The sequence below is a fragment of the Streptomyces sp. PH10-H1 genome (assembly GCF_030063355.1).
Taxonomy (GTDB): Bacteria; Actinomycetota; Actinomycetes; order Streptomycetales; family Streptomycetaceae; genus Actinacidiphila.
Map to the genome: position 1 here is coordinate 27,517 of NZ_JASISZ010000012.1, position 20,296 is coordinate 47,812.

Annotated in this window: 18 protein-coding genes and 3 pseudogenes; 13 read left to right on the forward strand and 8 right to left on the reverse strand. The window is 68.1% G+C overall.

The annotated features are described in order from the left end of the window. Positions 1–15 precede the first annotated feature (15 nt). Positions 16–1,209 carry an RtcB family protein gene (locus QMK24_RS10435; RefSeq protein ID WP_283465256.1) on the forward strand — a complete coding sequence of 398 codons (1,194 nt, stop codon included), beginning with the start codon at positions 16–18 and terminating at the stop codon, positions 1,207–1,209. 66 nt (positions 1,210–1,275) lie between these two features. On the opposite strand, the gene QMK24_RS10440 is transcribed toward QMK24_RS10435, so the two are convergent. Continuing rightward, positions 1,276–2,031, reverse strand: a complete 756-nt coding sequence (locus QMK24_RS10440) for an SDR family NAD(P)-dependent oxidoreductase (protein ID WP_283465133.1) — start codon at positions 2,029–2,031, stop codon at positions 1,276–1,278. A gap of 186 nt (positions 2,032–2,217) precedes the next feature. Then, on the reverse strand, positions 2,218–3,333 hold the full coding sequence (locus QMK24_RS10445; RefSeq protein WP_283465134.1) for an alpha/beta hydrolase: 1,116 nt from the start codon (positions 3,331–3,333) through the stop codon (positions 2,218–2,220). Positions 3,334–3,643: 310 nt separating this feature from the next. On the opposite strand from QMK24_RS10445, the gene QMK24_RS10450 reads away from it, so the two are divergent. Then, positions 3,644–4,618, forward strand: a complete 975-nt coding sequence (locus QMK24_RS10450) for an alpha/beta hydrolase (RefSeq protein ID WP_283465136.1) — start codon at positions 3,644–3,646, stop codon at positions 4,616–4,618. A 73-nt stretch (positions 4,619–4,691) separates the two neighbouring features. Here QMK24_RS10450 and QMK24_RS10455 read toward each other — a convergent pair whose 3' ends face one another. Then, entirely contained in the window at positions 4,692–4,856 is a 165-nt protein-coding gene (locus QMK24_RS10455; protein ID WP_283465138.1) for a hypothetical protein, read from the reverse strand. A 199-nt stretch (positions 4,857–5,055) separates the two neighbouring features. Here QMK24_RS10455 and QMK24_RS10460 point away from each other — a divergent pair, with 199 nt between their 5' ends. Next, the gene (locus QMK24_RS10460; protein WP_283465141.1) at positions 5,056–6,243 is read left to right on the forward strand and encodes an N-6 DNA methylase; all 1,188 of its coding nucleotides are present in this window, start codon (positions 5,056–5,058) and stop codon (positions 6,241–6,243) included. Between the two features lie 280 nt (positions 6,244–6,523). Here QMK24_RS10460 and QMK24_RS10465 read toward each other — a convergent pair. The 3 genes and pseudogenes from QMK24_RS10465 to QMK24_RS41785 all read right to left on the reverse strand — a co-directional run. Beyond that, positions 6,524–6,838 (reverse strand): annotated as a pseudogene (locus QMK24_RS10465) (WbqC family protein); the annotation flags it as partial. A 500-nt stretch (positions 6,839–7,338) separates the two neighbouring features. Then, positions 7,339–7,692, reverse strand: coding sequence for a DUF3631 domain-containing protein (locus QMK24_RS10470; RefSeq protein ID WP_283465143.1), 354 nt, complete (start codon positions 7,690–7,692; stop codon positions 7,339–7,341). 35 nt (positions 7,693–7,727) lie between these two features. After that, positions 7,728–7,874, reverse strand: a pseudogene (locus QMK24_RS41785) (DUF3631 domain-containing protein); the annotation flags it as partial. Between QMK24_RS41785 and QMK24_RS41790 the strand changes: the two are divergent. Further along, a pseudogene (locus QMK24_RS41790) lies at positions 7,812–8,391 on the forward strand (tyrosine-type recombinase/integrase); the annotation flags it as partial. The pseudogenes QMK24_RS41785 and QMK24_RS41790 overlap by 63 nt on opposite strands. A gap of 65 nt (positions 8,392–8,456) precedes the next feature. On the opposite strand, the gene QMK24_RS10480 reads toward QMK24_RS41790, so the two are convergent. After that, on the reverse strand, positions 8,457–9,026 hold the full coding sequence (locus tag QMK24_RS10480) for a hypothetical protein (RefSeq protein ID WP_283465145.1): 570 nt from the start codon (positions 9,024–9,026) through the stop codon (positions 8,457–8,459). A gap of 106 nt (positions 9,027–9,132) precedes the next feature. Between QMK24_RS10480 and hemL the strand changes: the two genes are divergently transcribed. From hemL to ccsB, 7 genes are all read left to right on the forward strand, one after another. Then, positions 9,133–10,440 carry a glutamate-1-semialdehyde 2,1-aminomutase gene (gene hemL / locus QMK24_RS10485; RefSeq protein WP_283465147.1) on the forward strand — a complete coding sequence of 436 codons (1,308 nt, stop codon included), beginning with the start codon at positions 9,133–9,135 and terminating at the stop codon, positions 10,438–10,440. A gap of 134 nt (positions 10,441–10,574) precedes the next feature. Next, positions 10,575–11,222 (forward strand): histidine phosphatase family protein, encoded by a 648-nt coding sequence (locus QMK24_RS10490; RefSeq protein ID WP_283465258.1) that lies wholly within the window; start codon positions 10,575–10,577, stop codon positions 11,220–11,222. A gap of 321 nt (positions 11,223–11,543) precedes the next feature. Further along, positions 11,544–12,839 (forward strand): polysaccharide deacetylase family protein, encoded by a 1,296-nt coding sequence (locus QMK24_RS10495; RefSeq protein ID WP_283465260.1) that lies wholly within the window; start codon positions 11,544–11,546, stop codon positions 12,837–12,839. Positions 12,840–12,978: 139 nt separating this feature from the next. Next, on the forward strand, positions 12,979–13,590 hold the full coding sequence (locus tag QMK24_RS10500; RefSeq protein ID WP_283465148.1) for a TlpA family protein disulfide reductase: 612 nt from the start codon (positions 12,979–12,981) through the stop codon (positions 13,588–13,590). Position 13,591: 1 nt separating this feature from the next. Beyond that, positions 13,592–14,329 (forward strand): cytochrome c biogenesis CcdA family protein, encoded by a 738-nt coding sequence (locus QMK24_RS10505; RefSeq protein ID WP_283465149.1) that lies wholly within the window; start codon positions 13,592–13,594, stop codon positions 14,327–14,329. A gap of 3 nt (positions 14,330–14,332) precedes the next feature. Beyond that, a complete protein-coding gene (resB, locus tag QMK24_RS10510) occupies positions 14,333–16,228 on the forward strand; it encodes a cytochrome c biogenesis protein ResB (protein WP_283465151.1) in 1,896 nt (631 codons plus the stop codon). Continuing rightward, the gene (ccsB, locus tag QMK24_RS10515; protein WP_283465153.1) at positions 16,225–17,298 is read left to right on the forward strand and encodes a c-type cytochrome biogenesis protein CcsB; all 1,074 of its coding nucleotides are present in this window, start codon (positions 16,225–16,227) and stop codon (positions 17,296–17,298) included. Before resB ends, ccsB begins: the two co-directional genes overlap by 4 nt. Positions 17,299–17,363: 65 nt before the next feature. On the opposite strand, the gene QMK24_RS10520 is transcribed toward ccsB, so the two are convergent. Next, positions 17,364–17,768 (reverse strand): PLD nuclease N-terminal domain-containing protein, encoded by a 405-nt coding sequence (locus QMK24_RS10520; protein ID WP_283465156.1) that lies wholly within the window; start codon positions 17,766–17,768, stop codon positions 17,364–17,366. A gap of 87 nt (positions 17,769–17,855) precedes the next feature. On the opposite strand from QMK24_RS10520, the gene QMK24_RS10525 reads away from it, so the two are divergent. Continuing rightward, the gene (locus QMK24_RS10525; protein WP_283465157.1) at positions 17,856–19,316 is read left to right on the forward strand and encodes a menaquinone biosynthesis decarboxylase; all 1,461 of its coding nucleotides are present in this window, start codon (positions 17,856–17,858) and stop codon (positions 19,314–19,316) included. Continuing rightward, positions 19,313–20,236 carry a menaquinone biosynthesis prenyltransferase MqnP gene (gene mqnP / locus QMK24_RS10530; RefSeq protein WP_283465159.1) on the forward strand — a complete coding sequence of 308 codons (924 nt, stop codon included), beginning with the start codon at positions 19,313–19,315 and terminating at the stop codon, positions 20,234–20,236. The genes QMK24_RS10525 and mqnP overlap by 4 nt, the downstream gene beginning before the upstream one ends. Positions 20,237–20,296 lie beyond the last annotated feature (60 nt).

Below are 20,296 nucleotides of genomic sequence, written 5' to 3' on the forward strand. Positions count from 1 at the left end.
GAGAAGGGAATGGAGATGTCCTACACCGAGGTACCCGGCGTCCGGGTACCGATTCGTCTCTGGACCGACCCGGCCTCTGTCGAGGACGGTGCGATGCAGCAGCTCCGGAATGTCTCGTCACTGCCCTGGATCAAGGGCCTCGCCGTCATGCCCGACGTCCACTACGGCAAGGGCGCGACCGTCGGCTCCGTCATCGCCATGCACGGCGCCGTCTGCCCCGCCGCGGTCGGAGTCGACATCGGCTGCGGCATGAGCGCGGTCAAGACCTCGCTCACAGCCAACGACCTGCCCGGGGACCTGTCGCGGCTGCGCTCGAAGATCGAGCAGGCGATCCCGGTCGGACGTGGCATGCACGGCGAGATGGTCGACGTGCGAGGCATCCACGGATTCTCGGCGACGGGCTGGGACGACTTCTGGGCGGGGTTTGATGATCTCGCCGAAGCGGTCAAATTCCGTCGTGAACGTGCCACAAAGCAGATGGGTTCGCTCGGAGCCGGAAACCACTTCTGGGAGCTTTGCCTAGATTTGGACAATTGTGTCTGGATTATGCTGCACTCCGGTTCCCGGAACATCGGCAACGAACTGGCGGATTACCACATCGGTGAGGCCCAGAAGCTGTCGCACAACCAAGGTCTGATCGATCGTGACCTGGCGGTCTTCATCGCGGACACTCCGCAGATGGAGGCCTACCGAAGTGATCTGTTCTGGGCGCAGGAGTACGCCAAGCGCAACCGCGAAGTCATGATGGCGCTGTCCCAGGACGTTGTCCGCCGCGAATTCAAGAAGGCCAAGGTGACCTTCGAATCGGTCATCTCCTGCCATCACAACTACGTGGCGGAGGAGCGGTACGAGGGTATGGACCTGCTGGTCACGCGTAAGGGCGCGATCCGCGCGGGCTCGGGCGAATTCGGCATCATCCCGGGCTCGATGGGCACCGGCTCGTACATTGTGAAGGGCCTCGGGAACGTCGCTTCGTTCAACTCGGCCTCGCACGGCGCCGGCCGCAGGATGAGCCGAGGCGCGGCGAAGAAGCGGTTCACGACGCGTGACCTGGAGGATCAGACGCGGGGCGTGGAGTGCCGCAAGGACTCCGGCGTCGTGGATGAGATCCCGGGCGCGTACAAGCCGATCGAGAAGGTCATCGAGCAGCAGCGTGACCTGGTCGAGGTCGTCGCCAAGCTCAAGCAGGTCATCTGCGTCAAGGGCTGATCCGCGCGAGCGGTGGGAACACAGGTGGGGACGGGCGGCATGCCCGTCCCCACCGGCATGTCCGGCTCAGCTCTCGCGGTGGACCTTGTAGTTGGAGGCCTGGGCGCGGGGGCGGACGACGAGGAGGTCGATGTTGACGTGGGAGGGGCGGGTGACGGCCCATTCGATGGTGTCGGCGACGTCGTCGGCGGAGAGGGGGGCGGAGACGCCCGCGTAGACCTTCGCGGCCTTCTCCGCGTCGCCGTTGAAGCGGGTGACGGCGAACTCGTCGGTCTTGACCATGCCGGGCGCGATCTCGATGACGCGGACCGGCTCGCCGCACAGTTCGAGGCGGAGGGTCTCGGCGATGACGTGCGCGCCGTGCTTGGCGGCCACGTAACCGCCGCCGCCCTCGTAGCTGGCGAGGCCCGCGGTGGAGGAGAGTACGACGACCGTGCCGTCGCCGCTGGAGATGAGGGCGGGGAGCAGGGCCTGGGTGATGTTGAGGACGCCGAGGACGTTGACCTCGTACATCGCGCGCCAGTCGGCGGGGTCGGACGTGGCGATGGTGTCCGCGCCGAGGGCGCCGCCCGCGTTGGCGACGAGGACGTCGCAGCGGTCGAGGGTCGCGGCGAAGGCGTCGACGGCGGCGCGGTCGGTCACGTCGAGGGCTTGGGCGGCGGCGGAGTGGCCGGCCGTGGTGAGCTCCTTGGCGAGCGCTTCGAGGCGGTCGACGCGGCGGGCGGTGAGCACCACGTGGTATCCGGCCCCGGCGAGCTTGCGGGCGGTCGCGGCACCGATGCCGCTGCTCGCTCCGGTGACCACTGCGGTACGGGTGCTCATGTCACGGCGCCTTTCGGATGAAGGATGGCTGCGGATGCAGCATAAGCGGGTGGTCAGCGCTGTACGGCGGAGGCCGAGGAGGCGGCCGCGATCCACCGGGTTCGGCACCGGCTATGCAGCGGCCGCCGCGGACCCGGCCGCGGGTCCGGCCGCGTGGATCAGGCCGCGTGGATCAGGCCGCCGGGATCAGGTTGCCTTGAAGCCCTGCTGGGTGAGCCAGCGGAAGACGTCGGGGATCTGGCCCTTCCAGACGGCGGTGCCGTGGCCGCCGGCGCCGGTCGGGACCAGGACGACGTGAACCTTCGTCGGGGCCTTCGCCGCCTTCTTCAGCGCCAAGCCGTCCTGGTACCCGTCGCCCGAGGCGCCGGAGATGAAGAGGGAGATGCGCGGCGGCTGCGGGGCGTGCTCCAGCATGAACAGCGGGTTGGCCTTCTCCCGCAGCACCGGGTCCTTGCCGGTGATCGAGTCCTTCTCCGCTGCGGGGTTGTTGTAGCCCGACAGGCTCACGCCGGCCGCGTACCGGTCGGGGTGCTCGACGGCCATGCGCATGGCGCAGTGGGCGCCGGCGGAGTATCCGGCGACGGCCCAGCCCTCGGCGTTGTCCTGGACGCGGAAGTTGTCGATCACCATCTGGCGGACGTCAACGCTCAGCCAGGTGTCGGCGTTGACCTTGCCGGGGATGTTGGCGCAGCCGGTGTCCTCGCCGCCGAGCAGCAGGGTGCGCGGTGAGATGAGGATGAACGGGGCGACCTGGCCGCTCTGCATCAGCGGCTTGAGCTGCGTCTGGACCTTGAGGGTGCCGTACCAGGCCTTGGCGGAGCCGGGGTAGCCGGGGAGCATCTCGACGACCGGGAACTTCTTGTCCTTGTAGGCGGGGTCGCTGTACTGCGGCGGGAGCCAGACGTAGACCTCGCCCGCGACGCCGGAGATTCGTCCCTTCAGGTCGGCCTGCTGGACATCGTCCATGTTCGGGCCCTTGGCCTGCTTGAATTTCTGCTCCTGCTTCGGTTCCTTCTTGGCCTGGGCCGCGCCGCCGTCGGGACCGAGGTCCGCGGTGGCCTGGACGTGGGTGCCCGTGCCGAGCAGGTCCTGCCAGTTGTCGTACAGGCTGTTGGAGTTGTTCACGATCACGAAGACCATGAGCACCGACGTGACCTGGCAGAGCAGTAGCATGCCGAAGCGGGCCGCGTACCGTACGGCCTGCGGCCCGCGCAGCCGGCTCCAGAAGGCGAGCGGCAGCGCCAGGGCGACCAGCACGAACAGGATCGTGCAGAGGAAGAACGGGGTCCCCGTCAGGCTCATCAAACTCTCGTTTCCCAATCTTGGGCGCGGCGCCCCGGCGTCGTGGGCGCAGCGCCCCGGCTCCGCATCCCGCACGCGCGTGAGCCTCTCGCCATGACGAGACGGGATTTTGGCTGCCTGGGTTGCCCGGCTTCTCCCGGATCCGCTGGGACGTGCGTCACTCGCGTGGCGGGCAACTCCTCAGGTGTGACCTACGGCACCATGTCCGATCGGAACGTTGGGTAGAGATCCGGTGTCAAAACAGGAGAAAGCAGCACCACGCTCTGTGGGGCCGGATGATTGGGGGAGCAACCCGGTGAAGCGTTGGCCCATGGCAGTGGCTGCCGTTCTGGTGCTGCTCCTCTTCGCCGGTTATGGTTCCCGGCCGATCCTCTTCAACACCAGGGACGGCCCGGACTTCCCGCACGCCGCGTCGGCACCGGTCGCGTCGATACTGGCGCTCGGCGCGCACACGCCGTTCACCGAGCAGCGGACGACGCTGGCGGGCGGCACGAAGGTCGCCATGACCACGTACCGGGGGAAGACGTCCGGCTTCACGGGCAAGGTCTGGGTGTGGGCGCCGCCGCAGTACTACGACCCGAAGTACGCCAAGAGCGCGTTCCCCGTGCTGGTCGCGCTGCCCGGCAGCTACGGCTTTCCGTACAACTACTGGATCCGTGGCGACCTGGGTCTCGAGGAGGACGTGGCCAGATGGTCGGCGCAGGGGACGAGCCTGCCCTTCATCATCGTGATGCCGGTGATGAATCCCGGGAAGAGGTACCACGATTGCAGCGACATTCCGGGCCAGCCGAAGATGGGCAGCTGGCTGACGAGTGATGTCCCCGATCTGGTCCGCGCCAATTTCCGTACGTTCCAGAAGCGTGACGGCTGGGCCTTCATGGGTTCGTCCTCAGGTGGCTTCTGCGCGTTGAAGAGCGTGCTCGAGCACCCCGAGACGTTCAAGGCCGCCATCGCGAGCGGCCCCGACATCGTGCCGGACTCTCCGCTGTGGCGCGGCCACCTCAAGGAGAAGCAGGCGAACAACCCCCAGCGGCTGGCGAAGCGGCTCATCGACAAGGGCGGGCCCGACGTCTATCTCGCCTTCCAGGTCGGAACCGGGGAGAGCCGCGATGAACTGGCCAAGGTCAACCAGTTCATCGCCACTTACGGGCACGGCCCGGTCAATACCCGTCTCCAGGTCATCCAGGGCGGCCGCCACGACGGGCTCTCCTACCTCCGCGGCATGGGGGACGGTTCGATGAAGTGGATCAGCGACCACCTGCAGGGGCCGGTACCGGCGCCCTGACGGGCGGTCGGTTCCCGGCACCGGTCCGCCCGCCGCCTCCGCCCGGCACCGGTCCCCCGGCAGCCGGGTCCGTCTAATGTCGGGGCGTGCTGCTGCGCGGGATCAGTGAGGTGATTCTCCACCACGCGTCGAGGACGAACCCCGCGGCGGCGGCGAGCGCCATTACGGGCGGTGCGAACGTCGTACCGCGGGCCTGCCGCCCGGCGGTCATGTTTTTGGGCGTCTGAAATGTAGCCATATGTCCGTACTCTACGCAGGGTTACCGCGTACGTCGGCATAGGCGCACCCAAACGGGTCCTGGTGTCGCACCGATCCGCAGTCCGGACACGTCCGTGAACGAGAGGAACATCTCGAACGTGTTGAGCGCCTTCTCCGTCCATTCGGGCAGGGGCTCCAGGGGCTCCCGTTCCACGGGAGGCGGAGGCCGACGACCACGGGTGGAGAAGGCCGGCAGGCATCGTCGACTGTTCACGGAGATCGCTGAGGAGTGGCGACGGCTGCTCTTTCCCGAAACGACTGATGAAGAGTTCATTGAGCAGTTCGGCCAGACCGTGCTCTTCGGATTGTTGCTGGCCAGGGTCGAAGGCATCGCCTTCGAGGGTGAATCTGTACACGCCATCGCTTTGAAGCTTGGCAAACGGCATTCCTTGATGGGTAAGGCCCTCGATGTCCTCACCGAGGAGTCTTCGACGGTGGGCTTGTCCACCACGCTCAACACACTATTGCGAGTTGTCGGAGCCGTTGACTGGAGCAGGTTGGATGACGGTTCTGGAGACTCCTATCTTCTCCTCTACGAAGACTTCCTTCAGAGCTACGACCGTGATCTGCGTATGCGTACCGGGTCCTACTACACCCCGCATGGCATCGTCGACGCGATGGTCCGCCTGACCGAAGTCATCCTGAAGCGGTCCTTCGGCATCGAGTCCGGATTCGCGTCACCCGAGGTGGTCGTCGTCGACCCGGGTATGGGAACCGGAACTTTCCTGCTGTCAGTCCTGAAACGGGCGGCCGCCACGATCGCCGAGGACGAGGGCCCCGGAGCGCTCGGCCCTCAGCTACGGAAGATGGTCGGCCAGCGGCTGATCGGCTTCGAGCGGCAGATCGGTCCTTACGCTGTGGCGGATCTGCGGATGCACGCCCTCCTGAGGAACTATCACTCCGCTGCCCCGAAAGAAGGGCTGCGCCTCCTGGTGGCCGACACGCTCGACAACCCGAGGGCTGAGTTCAACTGGATTCCCCATATCTACCGGCCGCTTGCGGAGTCCCGACGTCAGGCCAACAAGGTCAAGCGTGATGAGCGCGTCATGGTGGTTATCGGTAACCCTCCCCATGACGCCGTATCCCGAGGCACGGGTAAATGGATCGAGTCAGGTGATCCAGATGTCGGGGAACCCGCTCCGCTGAATGCCTTCCGCTTGGCTGGCAACGGTACCTACGAGTCGAAGATGTCCAACCTGTACGTCTATTTCTGGCGCTGGGGCACCTGGAAGGTGTTCGACGCGCACGAGGACGCCCCTTTTGGCGTGGTCGCCTACGTCACTCCAAAAGCATGGTTGAAGAGTCGCGCCATTCGCTGGCATGCGTCGCTATTTACGGCGATCCGCAGACGAGGGCTGGATCATTGATCTCTCGCCCGAAGGCCAACGGTCCGAGGCGGCGACCCGCCTTTTCCCTGACGTGGCCCAGGAATTGTGTATCGCGGTATTCGTGCTCGACGTGACAGTCGACGTGACGACATCGCCACCGTGCACCACCTACAAGTGCACGGGCACCGGGACGAGAAGACGCAGCGCCTGCTGAGCCTAACCCTGGACGATCCCGAGTGGCGAGACTGCGCGAATGGATCCACTGATCCCTTTCTCCCCGTAGGAGGCGATCTGTGGCAGAGCGCCCCGCGACTCGCGGCTGCTGGAGCATGTGGGCGGTCCGCCGTCGGCAGCGGGCCGGCTCGGTCATCAGGGTTTCGCGGATTTGTGTGGAGCGGCTGCGTGGCAGGTGCGTGGGGATGGAGAGCCATTGCTGCTGCTTGGGGTCGGACAGGGTCGCCAGCCGCGCGCGGTGCTGGTAGTCGCGGCGGGTGAACTGCACGTCGTCCAGAACGATCCAGTAGTCCGCCGCGAACAGCTTCGCCAGCGTCGAGAGTCGGGGAAACAGGTTGGGCTGATGGATGGCGCACAACCCGCCAGGCTGCGGCAGATCAGGGTGCGACCTGCACGGCATGAGGCGTGGGTCTCGGCTCTCCAGTACCGGGGCCTCCTCCGCGATCGGGTGCGCCGTCAACCCGGAGGCTGTTGCAATGGACCGGCCCCTGGACGGTCCAACGCCATTCCTTGCTCCGCTTTTGGGGTGGCTGGTGTCATCTGCGTGCCGGCGGTGATCCGGGGTGTGGTGGTGCTCGGTCGCGGTGGTGCTTTCTGGGTTAGGGCCGGTGCGCGTTGTCGGTGCGTTGGGCAGGCACCGAACCGTCGGACCGTGGCGGCGCTTTGTGACATGGTGTTGGACTCGTACCACTCGTCCCAGCGCAGGTCAGGGGCGGTACGAGTCGAGAGCTGGGACGGGTTGACTCGTCTTGGCGGCCCTTTTGCATTGCGGTCCGCGTCCGCCCGGTTTCAGGGCTAGCGGGCTGAGCGGCGTGCCTTGGTACGAGTTGACTCTCATCGGCGAAACGACCCGTCCCCGCGCTGACCTGCGCAGGGACGGGTGGGACGAGTGGATGCGGGTTACCGCCCGGGTGCGAGGGGCGCGGCGGGTGCGATGGTCTGGGGGCAGTAGCGGGCCCAGGCGTCAACGAAGTCCCTGCGGTGGAAGCCCTTGAGCTGTAGTCCCCCGTGGAAGCGCACGTTCCGGGAGCTGATGCCGTAGTCCCGCAGCAGGATCTGCAGCCCGCGTGTGCCCGGGCCGCCATTGCCGTATTCGGCCCATGGGGCCTCGGTGTCCGCGCACAGGCGGTCCAGCAGGTCCCTGGTGTGCAGCGCCTCAGGGTTGCCGCAGCCGGCGAACACGGTGCGGATGTCGGCGAGGATGCGGGTCTTCAGACCGTTCTCCTGGTCCTGTCCGGCCTCGTAGGCGGTCATGGTCCGGCAGGCGGCACGGGCCGTGGCGGGCCGGTGGCCTCCGGTGAGGTCGGAGTGGGCGGCTCCGTGGTGATGGAGCGGAAGATCGCCGCCGGGGTGGAGTTGACCGTGATGAAGGGGGCGTGGACGGTGTCGTGCAGGACGTCCAGGAGGCGGGACTTGCCACATCGCTCCGCAACCCCTGCCGGTCCAGCGCGGTGAAGCTGCCGCAGCAGACCAAGAAGAACATCGTGCCGTGGCCGCTCACCTGCGTGCGGGCCGTTCTCGCCGGTCTGCCCAAGCGGTTCCACAATGGCGGGAATCTGGCCTTCGGCTGCGGGCTACGGCAGCGAGCGGCGCACACACCGGCTGCTCTTCACCGACGCGAAGGGGCGGGCGCAACCGCAGTGTCTTCAACGCGGGGGACTGGAAGCGGGCGCTCGTGACGGCCGGGGTGATCCCGCCGCGTACGACGGGTGCCCAGTACTACGGCATGCCTACGCCTCGATGTTGCTCGACGCGGGGGAGACGATCAAGGCGCTGGCCGAGTACCTCGGACACTCCGACCCGGGCTTCACGCTGCGGACGTACAGGCACCTGATGCCGGCGAGCGCCGCGCGGACCCGGAACGCCATCGACCGGGCGATGCTCGTAGTGCCCGAGAGCACATCCGACGCGGAACGATTCCCCATGTGCCCTGAAAGTGCCCTGGCAGCCTGACGGGCGCCATTTCGAGGGCCAATTGATCTTCGTAACAACGATCACTGAACTGGAGAAGTAGCAGGTCAGGGCCAGACCAGGCAGTAGAGCTGGTGGCCGGCCTCGTGGCAGCGGGAGGCGAAGCCCTGCCATTCGTGGAGCATCTGGTAGATGACGAAGGCGTCCCGGGGGCCGCGGCGGTCCGGGACGGTGGACCAGATGAAGGCGGCGGCGCCGAGTTCTTCTTCGCCGGCTTTGCGGAGGGGCTCGACGACGCTCATCGGGAGTTTGACGACGGCGTAGTCGGGGTGGAGTACGACGAGCTCGAGCGGCGGGACCTTGGCCGGGGGTATGCCCTCGATGCCGGTGAGGACCATGGCGGCCATGGTCTCCGGTTTGACCTTGGTGTACATCCCGTTGCCGAGTTCGTCGCCGCCGAGTTCTTCGGGGCGCATGGAGATCGGGACCCGGGCGGCTGTGGCGCCATCGGGTGCCCCGAAGTACTTGTAGGTCACCCCCACTCGGCCACCCCTGCTCCCACTCTCCGCGGCTGCTTTGCGATTGCGATCGCCGGGCCGACGACGTCTGCCGGTCGGCCGGGCGTGTTGGGGCTCGTGGTCGCCAGTCCCCTCGCCCAGTTCGCCACCGCGCTGCATTTGACTACCCGACCATTCACAGACCCAACCGCGCAACCCGATCATCGTCTCAGATGCCGGGTCGAGACCTTCGCGCGCAACGCCCGGCGTTTGAGAGCATGTGTCTGTGAGCTATCCGTACGAAGCCCCAGTTTCGCAGGTTCTGTTCGACCGAGCTGCCGCCGTGACGCCAGGAGGCGTGAACTCTCCGGTGCGCGCGTTCCGCGCCGTGGGTGGTACGCCCCGGTTCATGGTGTCCGGGAAGGGTCCGTACCTCACGGACGCCGACGGCAGGGAGTACGTCGACCTCGTGTGTTCGTGGGGTCCGATGATCCTCGGCCATGCGCACCCCGAGGTGATCGCGGCCGTGCAGGCGGCGGTCATGCGCGGTACGTCCTTCGGCGCGCCCGGTGAGGGGGAGGTGCTGTTGGGCGAGGAGATCGTGGCGCGGATCGGGCCGGTGGAGCAGGTGCGCCTGGTGTCGTCGGGGACCGAGGCGACGATGTCGGCGATCAGGCTGGCGCGCGGCTTCACGGGCCGGGCGAAGGTGGTGAAGTTCGCGGGCTGCTACCACGGTCATGTGGACGCGCTGCTGGCGGCGGCCGGATCCGGGGTCGCCACGTTCGGGTTGCCGGACACGCCCGGAGTGACGGGCGCGCAGGCGGGCGACACGATCGTGCTGCCGTACAACGACCTCGCGGCCGTGCGGGCGGCGTTCGCCGCGCACCCGGGCGAGATCGCGTGCGTGATCACCGAGGCGTCGCCGGGCAACATGGGTGTGGTGCCGCCGGCGGAGGGCTTCAACGCCGGGCTGAAGAGCCTGTGCGCGGACAATGGCGCGCTGTACATCTCCGACGAGGTGATGACGGGCTTCCGCGTCTCGAAGGCCGGCTGGTACGGGCTCGACGGCGTCGAGCCCGATCTGATGACCTTCGGCAAGGTGATGGGCGGCGGCTTCCCGGCCGCCGCTTTCGGTGGCCGCGCGGACGTCATGGGGCATCTGGCGCCGGCCGGTCCGGTGTACCAGGCGGGCACGCTGTCGGGTAACCCGGTGGCGACGGCAGCGGGCCTGGCGCAGCTGCGGCTGTGCGACGACGCGGTGTACGCGACGGTGGACGCGGTGTCCGAGCGGGTGTCCGGGCTGGTGAGCGAGGCGCTCACCACGGAGGGCGTCGCGCACCGGCTGCAGAAGGCCGGGAACATGTTCTCGGTGTTCTTCACCGATGAGCAGGTGACGAACTACGACGAGGCGAAGCGGCAGCAGGCATTCCGATTCACCGGGTTCTTCCATTCGATGCTGGCGCAGGGCGTGTACCTGCCGCCGTCGGCCTACGAGTCCTGGTTCGTCTCGGCGGCGCACGACGACGCGGCCATCGAGCGAATCGCCGCGGCGCTGCCGGCCGCGGCGCGTGCCGCCGCCGAGGCGACGGAATGATGAGCGGCATGACTGAGGACCAAGAGACCGGCGGCAAGGCGATCGGCGGCAAAGCGATCGACAGCAAGGCGATCGACAGCAGAGCGATCGGCGGCGCAGCGATCGGCGACAACGAGATCACCGTTGTCCATCTGATGCGGCACGGTGAGGTGGAGAACCCGACCGGGGTGCTCTACGGCCGGCTGCCCGGCTACCACCTGTCGGAGCTGGGGCGGAAGATGGCCGACCGGGTCGGCGATCATCTGTCGGGCCGCGACATCACCCACGTCGTGTCATCGCCGCTGGAGCGGGCGCAGGAGACGGCGGCGCCGATCGCGGCGCCGCACGGCCTGGAGATCGCTACGGACGCGCGGCTGATCGAGGCGGAGAACGTCTTCCAGGGCAAGACCTTCGGGGTCGGTGACGGCGCGCTGAAGAATCCGTCGAACTGGAAGCACCTCACCAATCCGTTCAAGCCGAGCTGGGGTGAGCCGTATGTCGACCAGGTCGTGCGGATGATGGCGGCGCTCGGGGCGGCGCGGGACGCTGCGCGCGGGCACGAGGCGGTATGCGTCAGCCATCAGCTGCCGATCTGGATCACCCGCAGTTTCGTGGAGCGGCGGCGGCTGTGGCACGACCCGCGCAAGCGGCAGTGCACCCTCGCCAGTGTGACGAGTTTCACATACCAGGGCGACAAGATCGTGTCGGTCGGATACGCCGAGCCGGCCCGCGATCTGGTGCCGTCACATCTGCTGGCGGGTGCCAAGCCGGTGAAGGGCGGATCGAAGGGATTCGGGGCATAGTCAACCCGAAGGGTCAATTCGACGGGTCGCCCCCGCCGACCGGATCGCCCCGCGGGCCTGCGGGGCGAGCCGGTCGGTCCAGGCGGTCCGGACGGTGAGTCCGGCCGGTGGGACCGGCCGATTGGGCTGGCCGACGGGCTGACTGATGGGCCGTCCGGTGGGTTCCGGCGGTGTGTTCCGGCGCGCCGCAGGTGCGCCAATCGAGTTAACCTGTGGGATTTTTCTGACTTTTCGGTAACCGCACAAGCTCCGCAGGCGTCATGGATGGTGACCACCTTTTTCGTGATCGCCATCCATGAGGCCCGAGAAATGGGGATGTACATGCGCGCCATGACTCGCAGGAGTCTGCTCACCGCTACCGCCGGGATCGCGGTGGGTGCGGCTGCTGGTTGCTCCTCGGGGGGCGACAGCCCTGGCGCGGGGGGGACCAAGCCGGGGACGGCGAGTGGTCAGAAGGAGCCCGCCAAAACGGTTCATCTGATCGGTGACGGTTCCACCGCGAACACCGGTCCCCAGCCGAACCAGCCGAAGGCGGAGCGGCTGGAGCCGGGTCAGATGCCGCCGCAGTTCGTGATCTTCTCGTGGGACGGAGCGGGCGAGGTCGGAAACGGCCTGTTCCCGCGCTTCCGCAAGCTCGCCAAGGACCATGGCGCGTCGATGACGTTCTTCCTGTCCGGGCTGTATCTGCTGCCCGAGTCGAAGAAGCGGCTGTACGACCCGCCGAACAACCAGCTGGGCGCGTCCGACATCGGCTACCTCACCGACGAGCACGTCAAGATGACGCTGGACAACATCCGTGAGTCCTGGACCGAGGGCCACGAGATCGGCACCCACTTCAACGGCCACTTCTGTTCGGGCCACGGCACGGTGGGGAACTGGACGCCCTCCCAGTGGCAGAGCGAGATCGACCAGGCCAAGTCGTTCGTCAAGAACTGGAAGACCAACACCGGGCTCAAGGACGAGGCCCCGCTGCCGTTCGACTACGACAAGGAGCTCATCGGCTCCCGCACGCCGTGCCTGCTCGGCCAGGACAACCTGCTGCCGACCGCCCACAAGCTCGGTTGGCGCTACGACGCGAGCTCGCCGGGCGGCCGGCAGGTCTGGCCCGTCAAGCGCGGCGGGTTGTGGGATCTGCCTCTGCAGCTGATCCCGTTCCCCGGCCACTCCTTCGAGGTCCTCTCAATGGACTACAACATGCTCGCGAACCAGTCGAAGAACGCTACGCAGAGCGACCCGGGCAATTACCCGGGCTGGCAGCGGCAGGCCACCGCCTCGTACATCGCCGGCTTCCAGCGGGCCTACGAGACGAACCGCGCGCCCTTCTACGTCGGCAACCACTTCGAGAAGTGGAACGGCGGCATCTACATGAACGCCGTCGAGGAGGCGTTCAAGCACATCGCGGGCGAGGACAAGAAGGACGTCCGGCTGGTGTCCTTCCGGCAGTACGTGGACTGGCTCGACGCGCAGGACCCGAAGGTGCTCGGGAAGCTGCGCCAGCTCGACGTCGGACAGAAGCCGGCCGGCGGCTGGAAGTCGTATCTGGCCGCCGCGGGTGCCGCCGGTTCGCCCGCGTCCGGTTCGCCGGCGTCCATGACGTCGTCCGCTGCCACGACCTGACCACGACCTGACCCCGACCTGACCCCGACCTGATGATCTGACCCTTCCCCACCTGATCCTTACTTGGGGCAATTGCCGCTTTTGGCGTCGGTGTCGGGGGCGCGAAAGATCGCCGGACGACGCATGCGAAACTTTTCACATGAGTCCTACCCGCGCTCTCCGACGCCGCCCGCTCCGCAGTGCCGCGGCACTGGCAGGAGCCGCCGCGCTGGCGCTGGCGCTCTCGGCCTGCTCCAGCGGGGCCAAGGCCTCCGGTGGCAGCGGTACCAACTTCGTCGGCGGCTCGGGCAAGATCTCCAGGGTGGCCAAGGGCGACCGGCTCGCCGCGCCCGGCCTCTCCGGCGAGACCGTCGACGGCAAGCAGCTGAACCTCGCCGACTACAAGGGCAAGGTCGTCGTCCTCAATGTCTGGGGCTCGTGGTGCCCGCCGTGCCGTGCCGAGACGCCGCACCTGGTCAAGGTGGCGAACGACACCAAGAGCAAGGGCGTCGAATTTGTCGGGATCAACATGCGCGACCCCACGCGGGTCAACGCGACCGGGTTCGAGACGGAGTTCGGGGTACCGTACCCGAGCTTCTACGACCCCAATGGGCGGCTCGCGCTGAAGTTCCCCAAGGGCAGCCTCAACCCGCAGGGCATTCCGAACACCCTGATCCTCGACCGGGACGGCAGGATCGCCGTACGCATCCTCCAGGCGGTCGGCGAGGACAGCCTCCACGAGGCGCTCGACCCGATCATCGCGGAGAAGTGACGTGACCGAAACGGTCTCCTCCGGCGCGCTGCTCCTCGCGATCCCGATCGCGGTGCTCGGCGGCCTGGTCTCCTTCTTCTCCCCGTGCGTACTGCCGCTTGTGCCTGGTTACCTCTCCTACGTGACCGGTACCTCGGGCGCGGACCTGGCAGAGGCCAAGCGCGGCCGGATGGTCGCGGGCGCGTCGCTGTTCGTGCTCGGCTTCACCGCCGTCTTCGTCTCCGGCGGGGCGATGTTCGGCTACTTCGGGCTCACCCTGCAGGAGCACAAGCAGATCATCTCGCAGGTGCTCGGCGTCGCCACGATCGTCATGGGCCTGGCCTTCATGGGGATACTGGGCGGCCTGACGCAGCGCGAGTTCCGCTTCCACCGCAAGCCCGCGATGGGGCTGGTCGGCGCGCCGCTGCTCGGCGTGCTCTTCGGCGTCGGCTGGGCGCCGTGCGTCGGCCCGACGCTGGGCGCCGTCCAGGCACTGGCGTTCAACGAGGCGAGCGCGGGGCGTGGCGCGCTGCTCACCGTCTTCTACTGCGTGGGCCTCGGCCTGCCGTTCATCGTGGCCGCGGTGGCGTTCCGCCGCGTGCTCGGTGCGTTCGGCTGGGTCAAGCGTCACTATGTGTGGGTCATGCGGATCGGCGGCGGGATGCTGGTCGCGGTCGGCGTGCTGCTGCTCACCGGCGTATGGGACGACATGGTCGTCTCCATGCAGAGCTGGTCCAACAACTTCACCCCTGGGGTCTGATTCATGAGTACGGAATCCGGGCCGAAGGCCGCCCGCGGCGCCGAGGAACGCGCCGCGGACGAGCGGGCCGCGGACGAGCGCGAGACCGGCGGCGGTACCGACGGCGACCTCGGTTCGGCGGGCGCGCAGCTGTCGACGGCGCCGGTCGAGGAACTCGGCCAGGTGGTGCCGGGATCCTTCGGCGGTGTACGGGCCCCCGGCTGGCGCGGAACGGTCGGCTGGACGCTGCGTGAGTGCTCCGGCTGGGTGCGCTGGATGTGGCGCCAGCTGACGTCGATGCGGATCGCGCTGATCCTGCTCTTCCTGCTGTCCCTGGCCGCGATTCCCGGCTCGCTGGTCCCGCAGACCAGCGTCGACGAGGTCAAGGCGCAGGCGTGGCAGGACGCCCACCCCACCGTCACACCGCTCTACCGGTCGCTCGGGCTGTTCCACGTCTACAGCTCGCCGTGGTTCTCGGCGATCTACATCCTGCTGTTCATCTCGCTGGCGGGCTGCATCCTGCCGCGCAGCTGGCAGTTCGTCGGCCAGCTGCGCTCCCGGCCGCCGGCCGCGCCGCGCAATCTGACCCGGCTGCCGGCGTACGCGACCTGGCGCACCGGGGCCGGTCAGGAGCAGGTGCTGGGCGCCGCGGAGAAGCTGATGCGCGGGCGCCGGTTCCGTATTCACCGGGTCGGTTCGGCGGTCGCGTCGGAGAAGGGCTTCCTGCGCGAGGCCGGGAACCTGATGTTCCACCTGGCGCTGTTCGGGCTGCTGATCTCCTTCGCGGTCGGTTCGCTGTGGAAGGGCGAGGGCGGCAAGCTGATCGTCGAGGGCGGCGGCTTCTCCAACAGCCTGACGCAGTACGACGACTTCAAGCCCGGCACGTTCTACACCGCCGACGACCTGGACCCCTTCGGCTTCTCGCTCGACAGCTTCGAGGCCACGTACGCTCGTAGCGGTCCGCAGAAGGGCACCCCGCGTACGTTCCGCGCCAACATCCACTACTGGCTGGGCGCGGACGGCAAGGAGACCAAGTCCTCGATCGAGGTGAACCAGCCGCTGGAGATCGGCGGCGAGACGGTCTATCTGATCGGGCACGGTTACGCGCCGGTCGTCACGGTGAGGGACGCGCGCGGCAAGGTCGTCTACCAGGGGCCGACGCCGTTCCTGCCGAGCGACGGAAGCCTCACCTCGCGCGGCGTCGTGAAGGTCGCCGACAACTACCGCAACAGGGCGGGCGGCAAGGACCAGCTGGCCTTCAGCGGGATCTTCGCCCCGACGATGGTGATCGACAATGTGCAGGGGCCGCACTCGGTCTTCCCCGCGCTCGACCGCCCCGCGCTGGTCCTGACCGCGTACCACGGCGACCTCGGGGTGGACAGTGGGCTGCCGCAGAACGTGTACCAGCTCAATGACAAGAAGATGAAGCAGTTCAGGGGCACGAACGGCCAGCCGCTCAAGGCGGCGCTGGCCGTCGGGGACGTCCTGCAGCTGCCGGACGGCGGCGGCTCCATCACCTTCGACGGCGTGAAGACCTGGGCCAGCTTCCAGGTCTCCCACCAGGTCGGCAACGGATGGGCGCTCGGCAGCGCGGTCGCCGCGATCCTGGGGCTGATCGGCTCGCTGTTCATCCAGCGCCGCCGGGTGTGGATCCGGGCCACCGCGGGCGTCGACGGCGTGACCGTCGTGGAACTGGCCGGGCTCGGCCGCAGCGAGTCCGCGAAGATCGCCGACGAACTCGGGGACCTCGCCCACAGGCTCCTGCCGGACGCGCCCGCGCTGCCGGACCGGGACCCGGACGCCGGCCGTGCGGGCCCGGACCCGGACGCCGATCCTGACCCGGGTGCCGTCAGAGACGCGGGCACCACCACAGACCCCTCGGAAGAACCTCTCCTGCCAGACGAAGGAGCGCGCGCGTGACTATCGCGGCCGCGGTCAATGAGAACTTCGCGAACTACAGCAACTACCTGATTTACTCGGCCATGGCGGTCTACACGTTCGCGTTCCTCGCGCACATGGCCGAGTGGGTCTTCGGCAGCCGCAGCCGGGTCGCCATCACCTCGGCGGCGCTCACCGCGCCCGCGAACGCCCCGGCGATCAAGGTCGTGCAGCGCACCGGTGGCACCGTCACCCTGGAGCGCCCCAAGGTCATCACCCGCTCCTCGACGAGCGACCGCGGCATCGCGGACGGTCCCGGCGCCGCCGGTACGGACGAGGACGGCGACCGGTACGGGCGGATCGCGGTCTCGCTGACCGTCCTCGCCTTCGCGCTCCACCTGGGCGCCGTCGTGTGCCGCGGCGCCTCGGTGCAGCGGGTGCCGTGGGGCAACATGTACGAGTTCTCGACGACCTTCGGCATGGTCGCGGTCGGCCTGTACCTGGGCCTGCTGGCGGCGAAGAAGAAGGTCCGCTGGATCGGGCTCTTCCTGGTCACCTCGGTCCTGCTGGACCTGGGCCTGGCCGTCGCGGTGCTCTACACCGACAGCGACCAGCTGGTCCCGGCGCTGCACTCGTACTGGCTGTGGATCCACGTCTCGTGCGCGATCATCTCCGGCGCGGTCTTCTACCTCGCGGCGGTCGGAACGTTCCTGTTCCTCTTCCGCGACTACTACGAGGCGGCCCTCACCGCCGGCCGCGCGACCAACCCGACCTGGGCCAACATCATGGACCGGCTGCCGTCCGCGGCGACGCTCGACAAGTTCGCGTACCGGATGAACGCCCTGGTCTTCCCGCTCTACACCTTCACCGTCATCGCGGGCTCGATCTGGGCCCAGGCCGCCTGGGGCCGGTACTGGGGCTGGGACGCCAAGGAGACCTGGTCGTTCATCACCTGGGTCGCCTACGCCTGCTACCTCCACGCCCGGGCGACCGCCGGATGGAAGGGCCGCAAGGCCGCCGCCGTGGCGCTGGTCGCCTTCGCGTGCTTCATCTTCAACTACTACGGCGTGAACATCTTCATCACCGGCAAGCACTCCTACGCCGGAGTCTGAGCCGGAGTTCGAGCCGACGTCGGAGCTGGCGTCGGAGCCGGGGATCGGAGGGCGGCCGCCGGGCCTCAGCTGCCGGACGGCGGTACGTCGTCCGGCCCGGTGGCCTCGCGGCGGCGCAGTTCCTCCTCGCGGCGCCGGAGGTCGGCCTCCCAGTCCTTGAGGACCGCCTCGTCCTTCTTGTTCTCTTCCTTCAGGCCCTTGAGGAACTCGGGATTGTCGTCCGGTGCGACCCACTGCTGGGACCGGTTCCCGGATGAGGACGTGCCGCCCGCCACGGCGGCCCGCCGGCGGTTGCGGCCCGCGACGAGCCAGGCGACGGGACCGACGAGGACCTCGCCGAAGAGCAGGATGATGATCACCCACACCACCTTGGGCAGCCCTCTGACCTCCTCCTCCGGGGTGTTGAGGCAGTCGATGAACGCATAGATCCACAGCGCCAGCACCAGCAGGAACGGTAGATACCTGACCATGTCGGAAGAGCCCCCCTGCACCTGATGACGGGCCGCGAAGGGGCCCAGTGACGGGTACAGGGTAGTGCGTACCGGATACTGGGACGTATGGCTTACGACGATCTTCGATCCTTCCTGAGGGCCCTGGAGAAGGACGGCGACCTCCAGCGCATCAAGGCCGAGGTCGACCCGTATCTCGAAGTCGGCGAGATCACCGACCGGGTGAACAAGGCGGGCGGTCCCGCGCTGCTCTTCGAGAATGTGCGCGGGTCGTCCATGCCGCTCGCGATGAACGTGTTCGGGACCGACCGGCGGATGCTGAAGTCGCTCGGGCTGCAGGCGTACAGCGATATCAGCGACAAGATCGCCGGGCTGCTGAAGCCGGAGCTCCCGCACGGCTTCACCGGGATGCGCGAGGCGTTCGGCAAGCTAGCCGGGATGACGCATGTGCCGCCGAAAAAGGTGAAGTCCGGGGACGCGCCCGTGCAGGAGGTCGTGCTGCACGGCGACGACGTGGACCTGGACGCGCTGCCCGCGCTGTTCACCTGGCCGGAGGACGGCGGATCGTTCTTCAACCTCGGGCTGACGCACACCAAGGACCCGGAGTCCGGGGTGCGCAACCTCGGGCTGTACCGGCTGCAGCGGCACGACCGGAACACCATCGGCATGCACTGGCAGATCCACAAGGACAGCCGCAACCACTACAAGGTGGCGGAGCGGCGCGGTGAGCGGCTGCCGGTCGCCATCGCGTTCGGCTGCCCGCCGGCCGTGACGTACGCGTCGACCGCGCCGCTGCCCGGCGACATCGACGAGTACCTGTTCGCGGGCTTCGTGCAGGGCAAGCGGGTGGAGATGGTGGACTGCAAGACCGTCCCGCTCCAGGTCCCGGCCAATGCCGAGGTCGTGCTGGAGGGCTGGCTGGAGCCCGGGAAGACGCTTCCCGAGGGCCCGTTCGGCGACCACACCGGCTTCTACACGCCGCAGGAGCCGTTCCCGGCACTGACGATCGACTGCGTCACGATGCGGAAGCGCCCGCTGCTCCAGTCCATCGTGGTGGGCCGGCCGCCGACGGAGGACGGGCCGCTGGGCCGGGCCACCGAGCGGTTCTTCCTGCCGCTGCTGAAGATCATCGTGCCGGACATCGTTGACTACCACCTGCCGGAGGCGGGCGGCTTCCACAACTGCGCGATCGTCTCGATCGACAAGAAGTACCCGAAGCACGCCCAGAAGACCATGCACGCCATCTGGGGCGCGCACATGATGTCGCTGACCAAGCTGATCATCGTCGTGGACTCCGACTGCGATGTGCACGACCTCCACGAGGTCGCCTGGCGCGCGCTCGGCAACACCGACTACGCCCGCGACCTCACCGTCGTCGAAGGGCCGGTCGACCACCTCGACCATGCCTCCTACCAGCAGTTCTGGGGTGGCAAGGCGGGTATCGACGCGACCCGCAAGCTCCCCGAGGAGGGGTACACACGCGACGGCGGCTGGCCTGAGATGGTGGTCTCCGACCCGGAGACGGCCGCGAAGGTCGACCGGCGCTGGAAGGAGTACGGCCTCTCGTGACCACCGATTCCGCAACCCCGGACCTCTTCGGGCCGGAGCCCGCTCCGCCCGGCAGGATCAGGGCGTTCCTGCGGCTCGTGATGATCGAGCACTCGGTCTTCGCCCTGCCCTTCGCCTATATCGCCGCGCTCAGCGCGATGTTCACGCTCGACGCCTCCATCCACTGGTGGCGGCTCTTCCTCATCACGGTGGCGATGGTCGGGCTGCGGACCTTCGCGATGGCGTGCAACCGGATCATCGACCGCGAGATCGACGCCCGCAATCCGCGGACCGCCGGGCGGGAACTGGTCACCGGGGCGGTGTCGGTGCGCTCCGCGTGGACCGGTGCGCTGGTGGCCGTGGTCGTCTTCCTGGGCGCGGCGGCGCTGCTCAACCCGCTCTGCCTGGCGCTGGCGCCGATCGCCGTCATCCCGATGGTGGTCTATCCGTACGGGAAGCGGTTCACGAACTTCCCGCACGCGATCCTCGGCCTCGCGCAGGCGATGGGCCCGGTCGGCGCGTGGATCGCGGTGACCGGCCAGTGGTCGTGGGACGCGGTGATCCTCGGGCTGGCCGTGGGTGTGTGGATCGGCGGCTTCGACCTGATCTTCGGCAGCCAGGATGTCGCCGCCGACCGCGCGGAGGGCATCAAGTCCGTCCCGGCCCGTTACGGCATCGCCGCCGCGCTGTACGGCGCGCGCTCCTGCCATGTCGTCACGACGGTCCTGCTGGCCTGGTACGGGGCCGCCACCGGCGCGGGCGCGTTCTGGTGGATGGGCCTGACGATCGTCGCGTGCGCGTTCCTGTACGAGCACTCGCTCGTGAAGCCGACCGATCTGAGCAGGCTCAACCGGGCGTTCTTCACGGTGAACGGCTTCATCGGCATCGCGCTCTTCCTGTGCGCGCTGCTCGACCTGGCGGTACGCGGCCTCGGCGTCTGACAGCAGACGCCGGGGCCGCGCCCCGCACGCGGCGTGTGCCGCGTTACGGGTCAAGAGTCA

Coding starts and splice junctions, on each gene's coding strand:
- QMK24_RS10520 (WP_283465156.1), bottom strand. CDS start 17,768: ATGGTCAGGTATCTACCGTTCCTGCTGGTGCTGGCGCTGTGGATCTAT.
- QMK24_RS10525 (WP_283465157.1), top strand. CDS start 17,856: ATGGCTTACGACGATCTTCGATCCTTCCTGAGGGCCCTGGAGAAGGAC.
- QMK24_RS10435 (WP_283465256.1), top strand. CDS start 16: ATGTCCTACACCGAGGTACCCGGCGTCCGGGTACCGATTCGTCTCTGG.
- QMK24_RS10450 (WP_283465136.1), top strand. CDS start 3,644: ATGGCAGTGGCTGCCGTTCTGGTGCTGCTCCTCTTCGCCGGTTATGGT.
- QMK24_RS10480 (WP_283465145.1), bottom strand. CDS start 9,026: ATGCAGCGCGGTGGCGAACTGGGCGAGGGGACTGGCGACCACGAGCCC.
- QMK24_RS10495 (WP_283465260.1), top strand. CDS start 11,544: ATGCGCGCCATGACTCGCAGGAGTCTGCTCACCGCTACCGCCGGGATC.
- resB (WP_283465151.1), top strand. CDS start 14,333: ATGAGTACGGAATCCGGGCCGAAGGCCGCCCGCGGCGCCGAGGAACGC.
- QMK24_RS10470 (WP_283465143.1), bottom strand. CDS start 7,692: ATGACCGCCTACGAGGCCGGACAGGACCAGGAGAACGGTCTGAAGACC.
- QMK24_RS10455 (WP_283465138.1), bottom strand. CDS start 4,856: ATGGCTACATTTCAGACGCCCAAAAACATGACCGCCGGGCGGCAGGCC.
- QMK24_RS10500 (WP_283465148.1), top strand. CDS start 12,979: ATGAGTCCTACCCGCGCTCTCCGACGCCGCCCGCTCCGCAGTGCCGCG.
- QMK24_RS10440 (WP_283465133.1), bottom strand. CDS start 2,031: ATGAGCACCCGTACCGCAGTGGTCACCGGAGCGAGCAGCGGCATCGGT.
- QMK24_RS10490 (WP_283465258.1), top strand. CDS start 10,575: ATGCGGCACGGTGAGGTGGAGAACCCGACCGGGGTGCTCTACGGCCGG.
- QMK24_RS10445 (WP_283465134.1), bottom strand. CDS start 3,333: ATGAGCCTGACGGGGACCCCGTTCTTCCTCTGCACGATCCTGTTCGTG.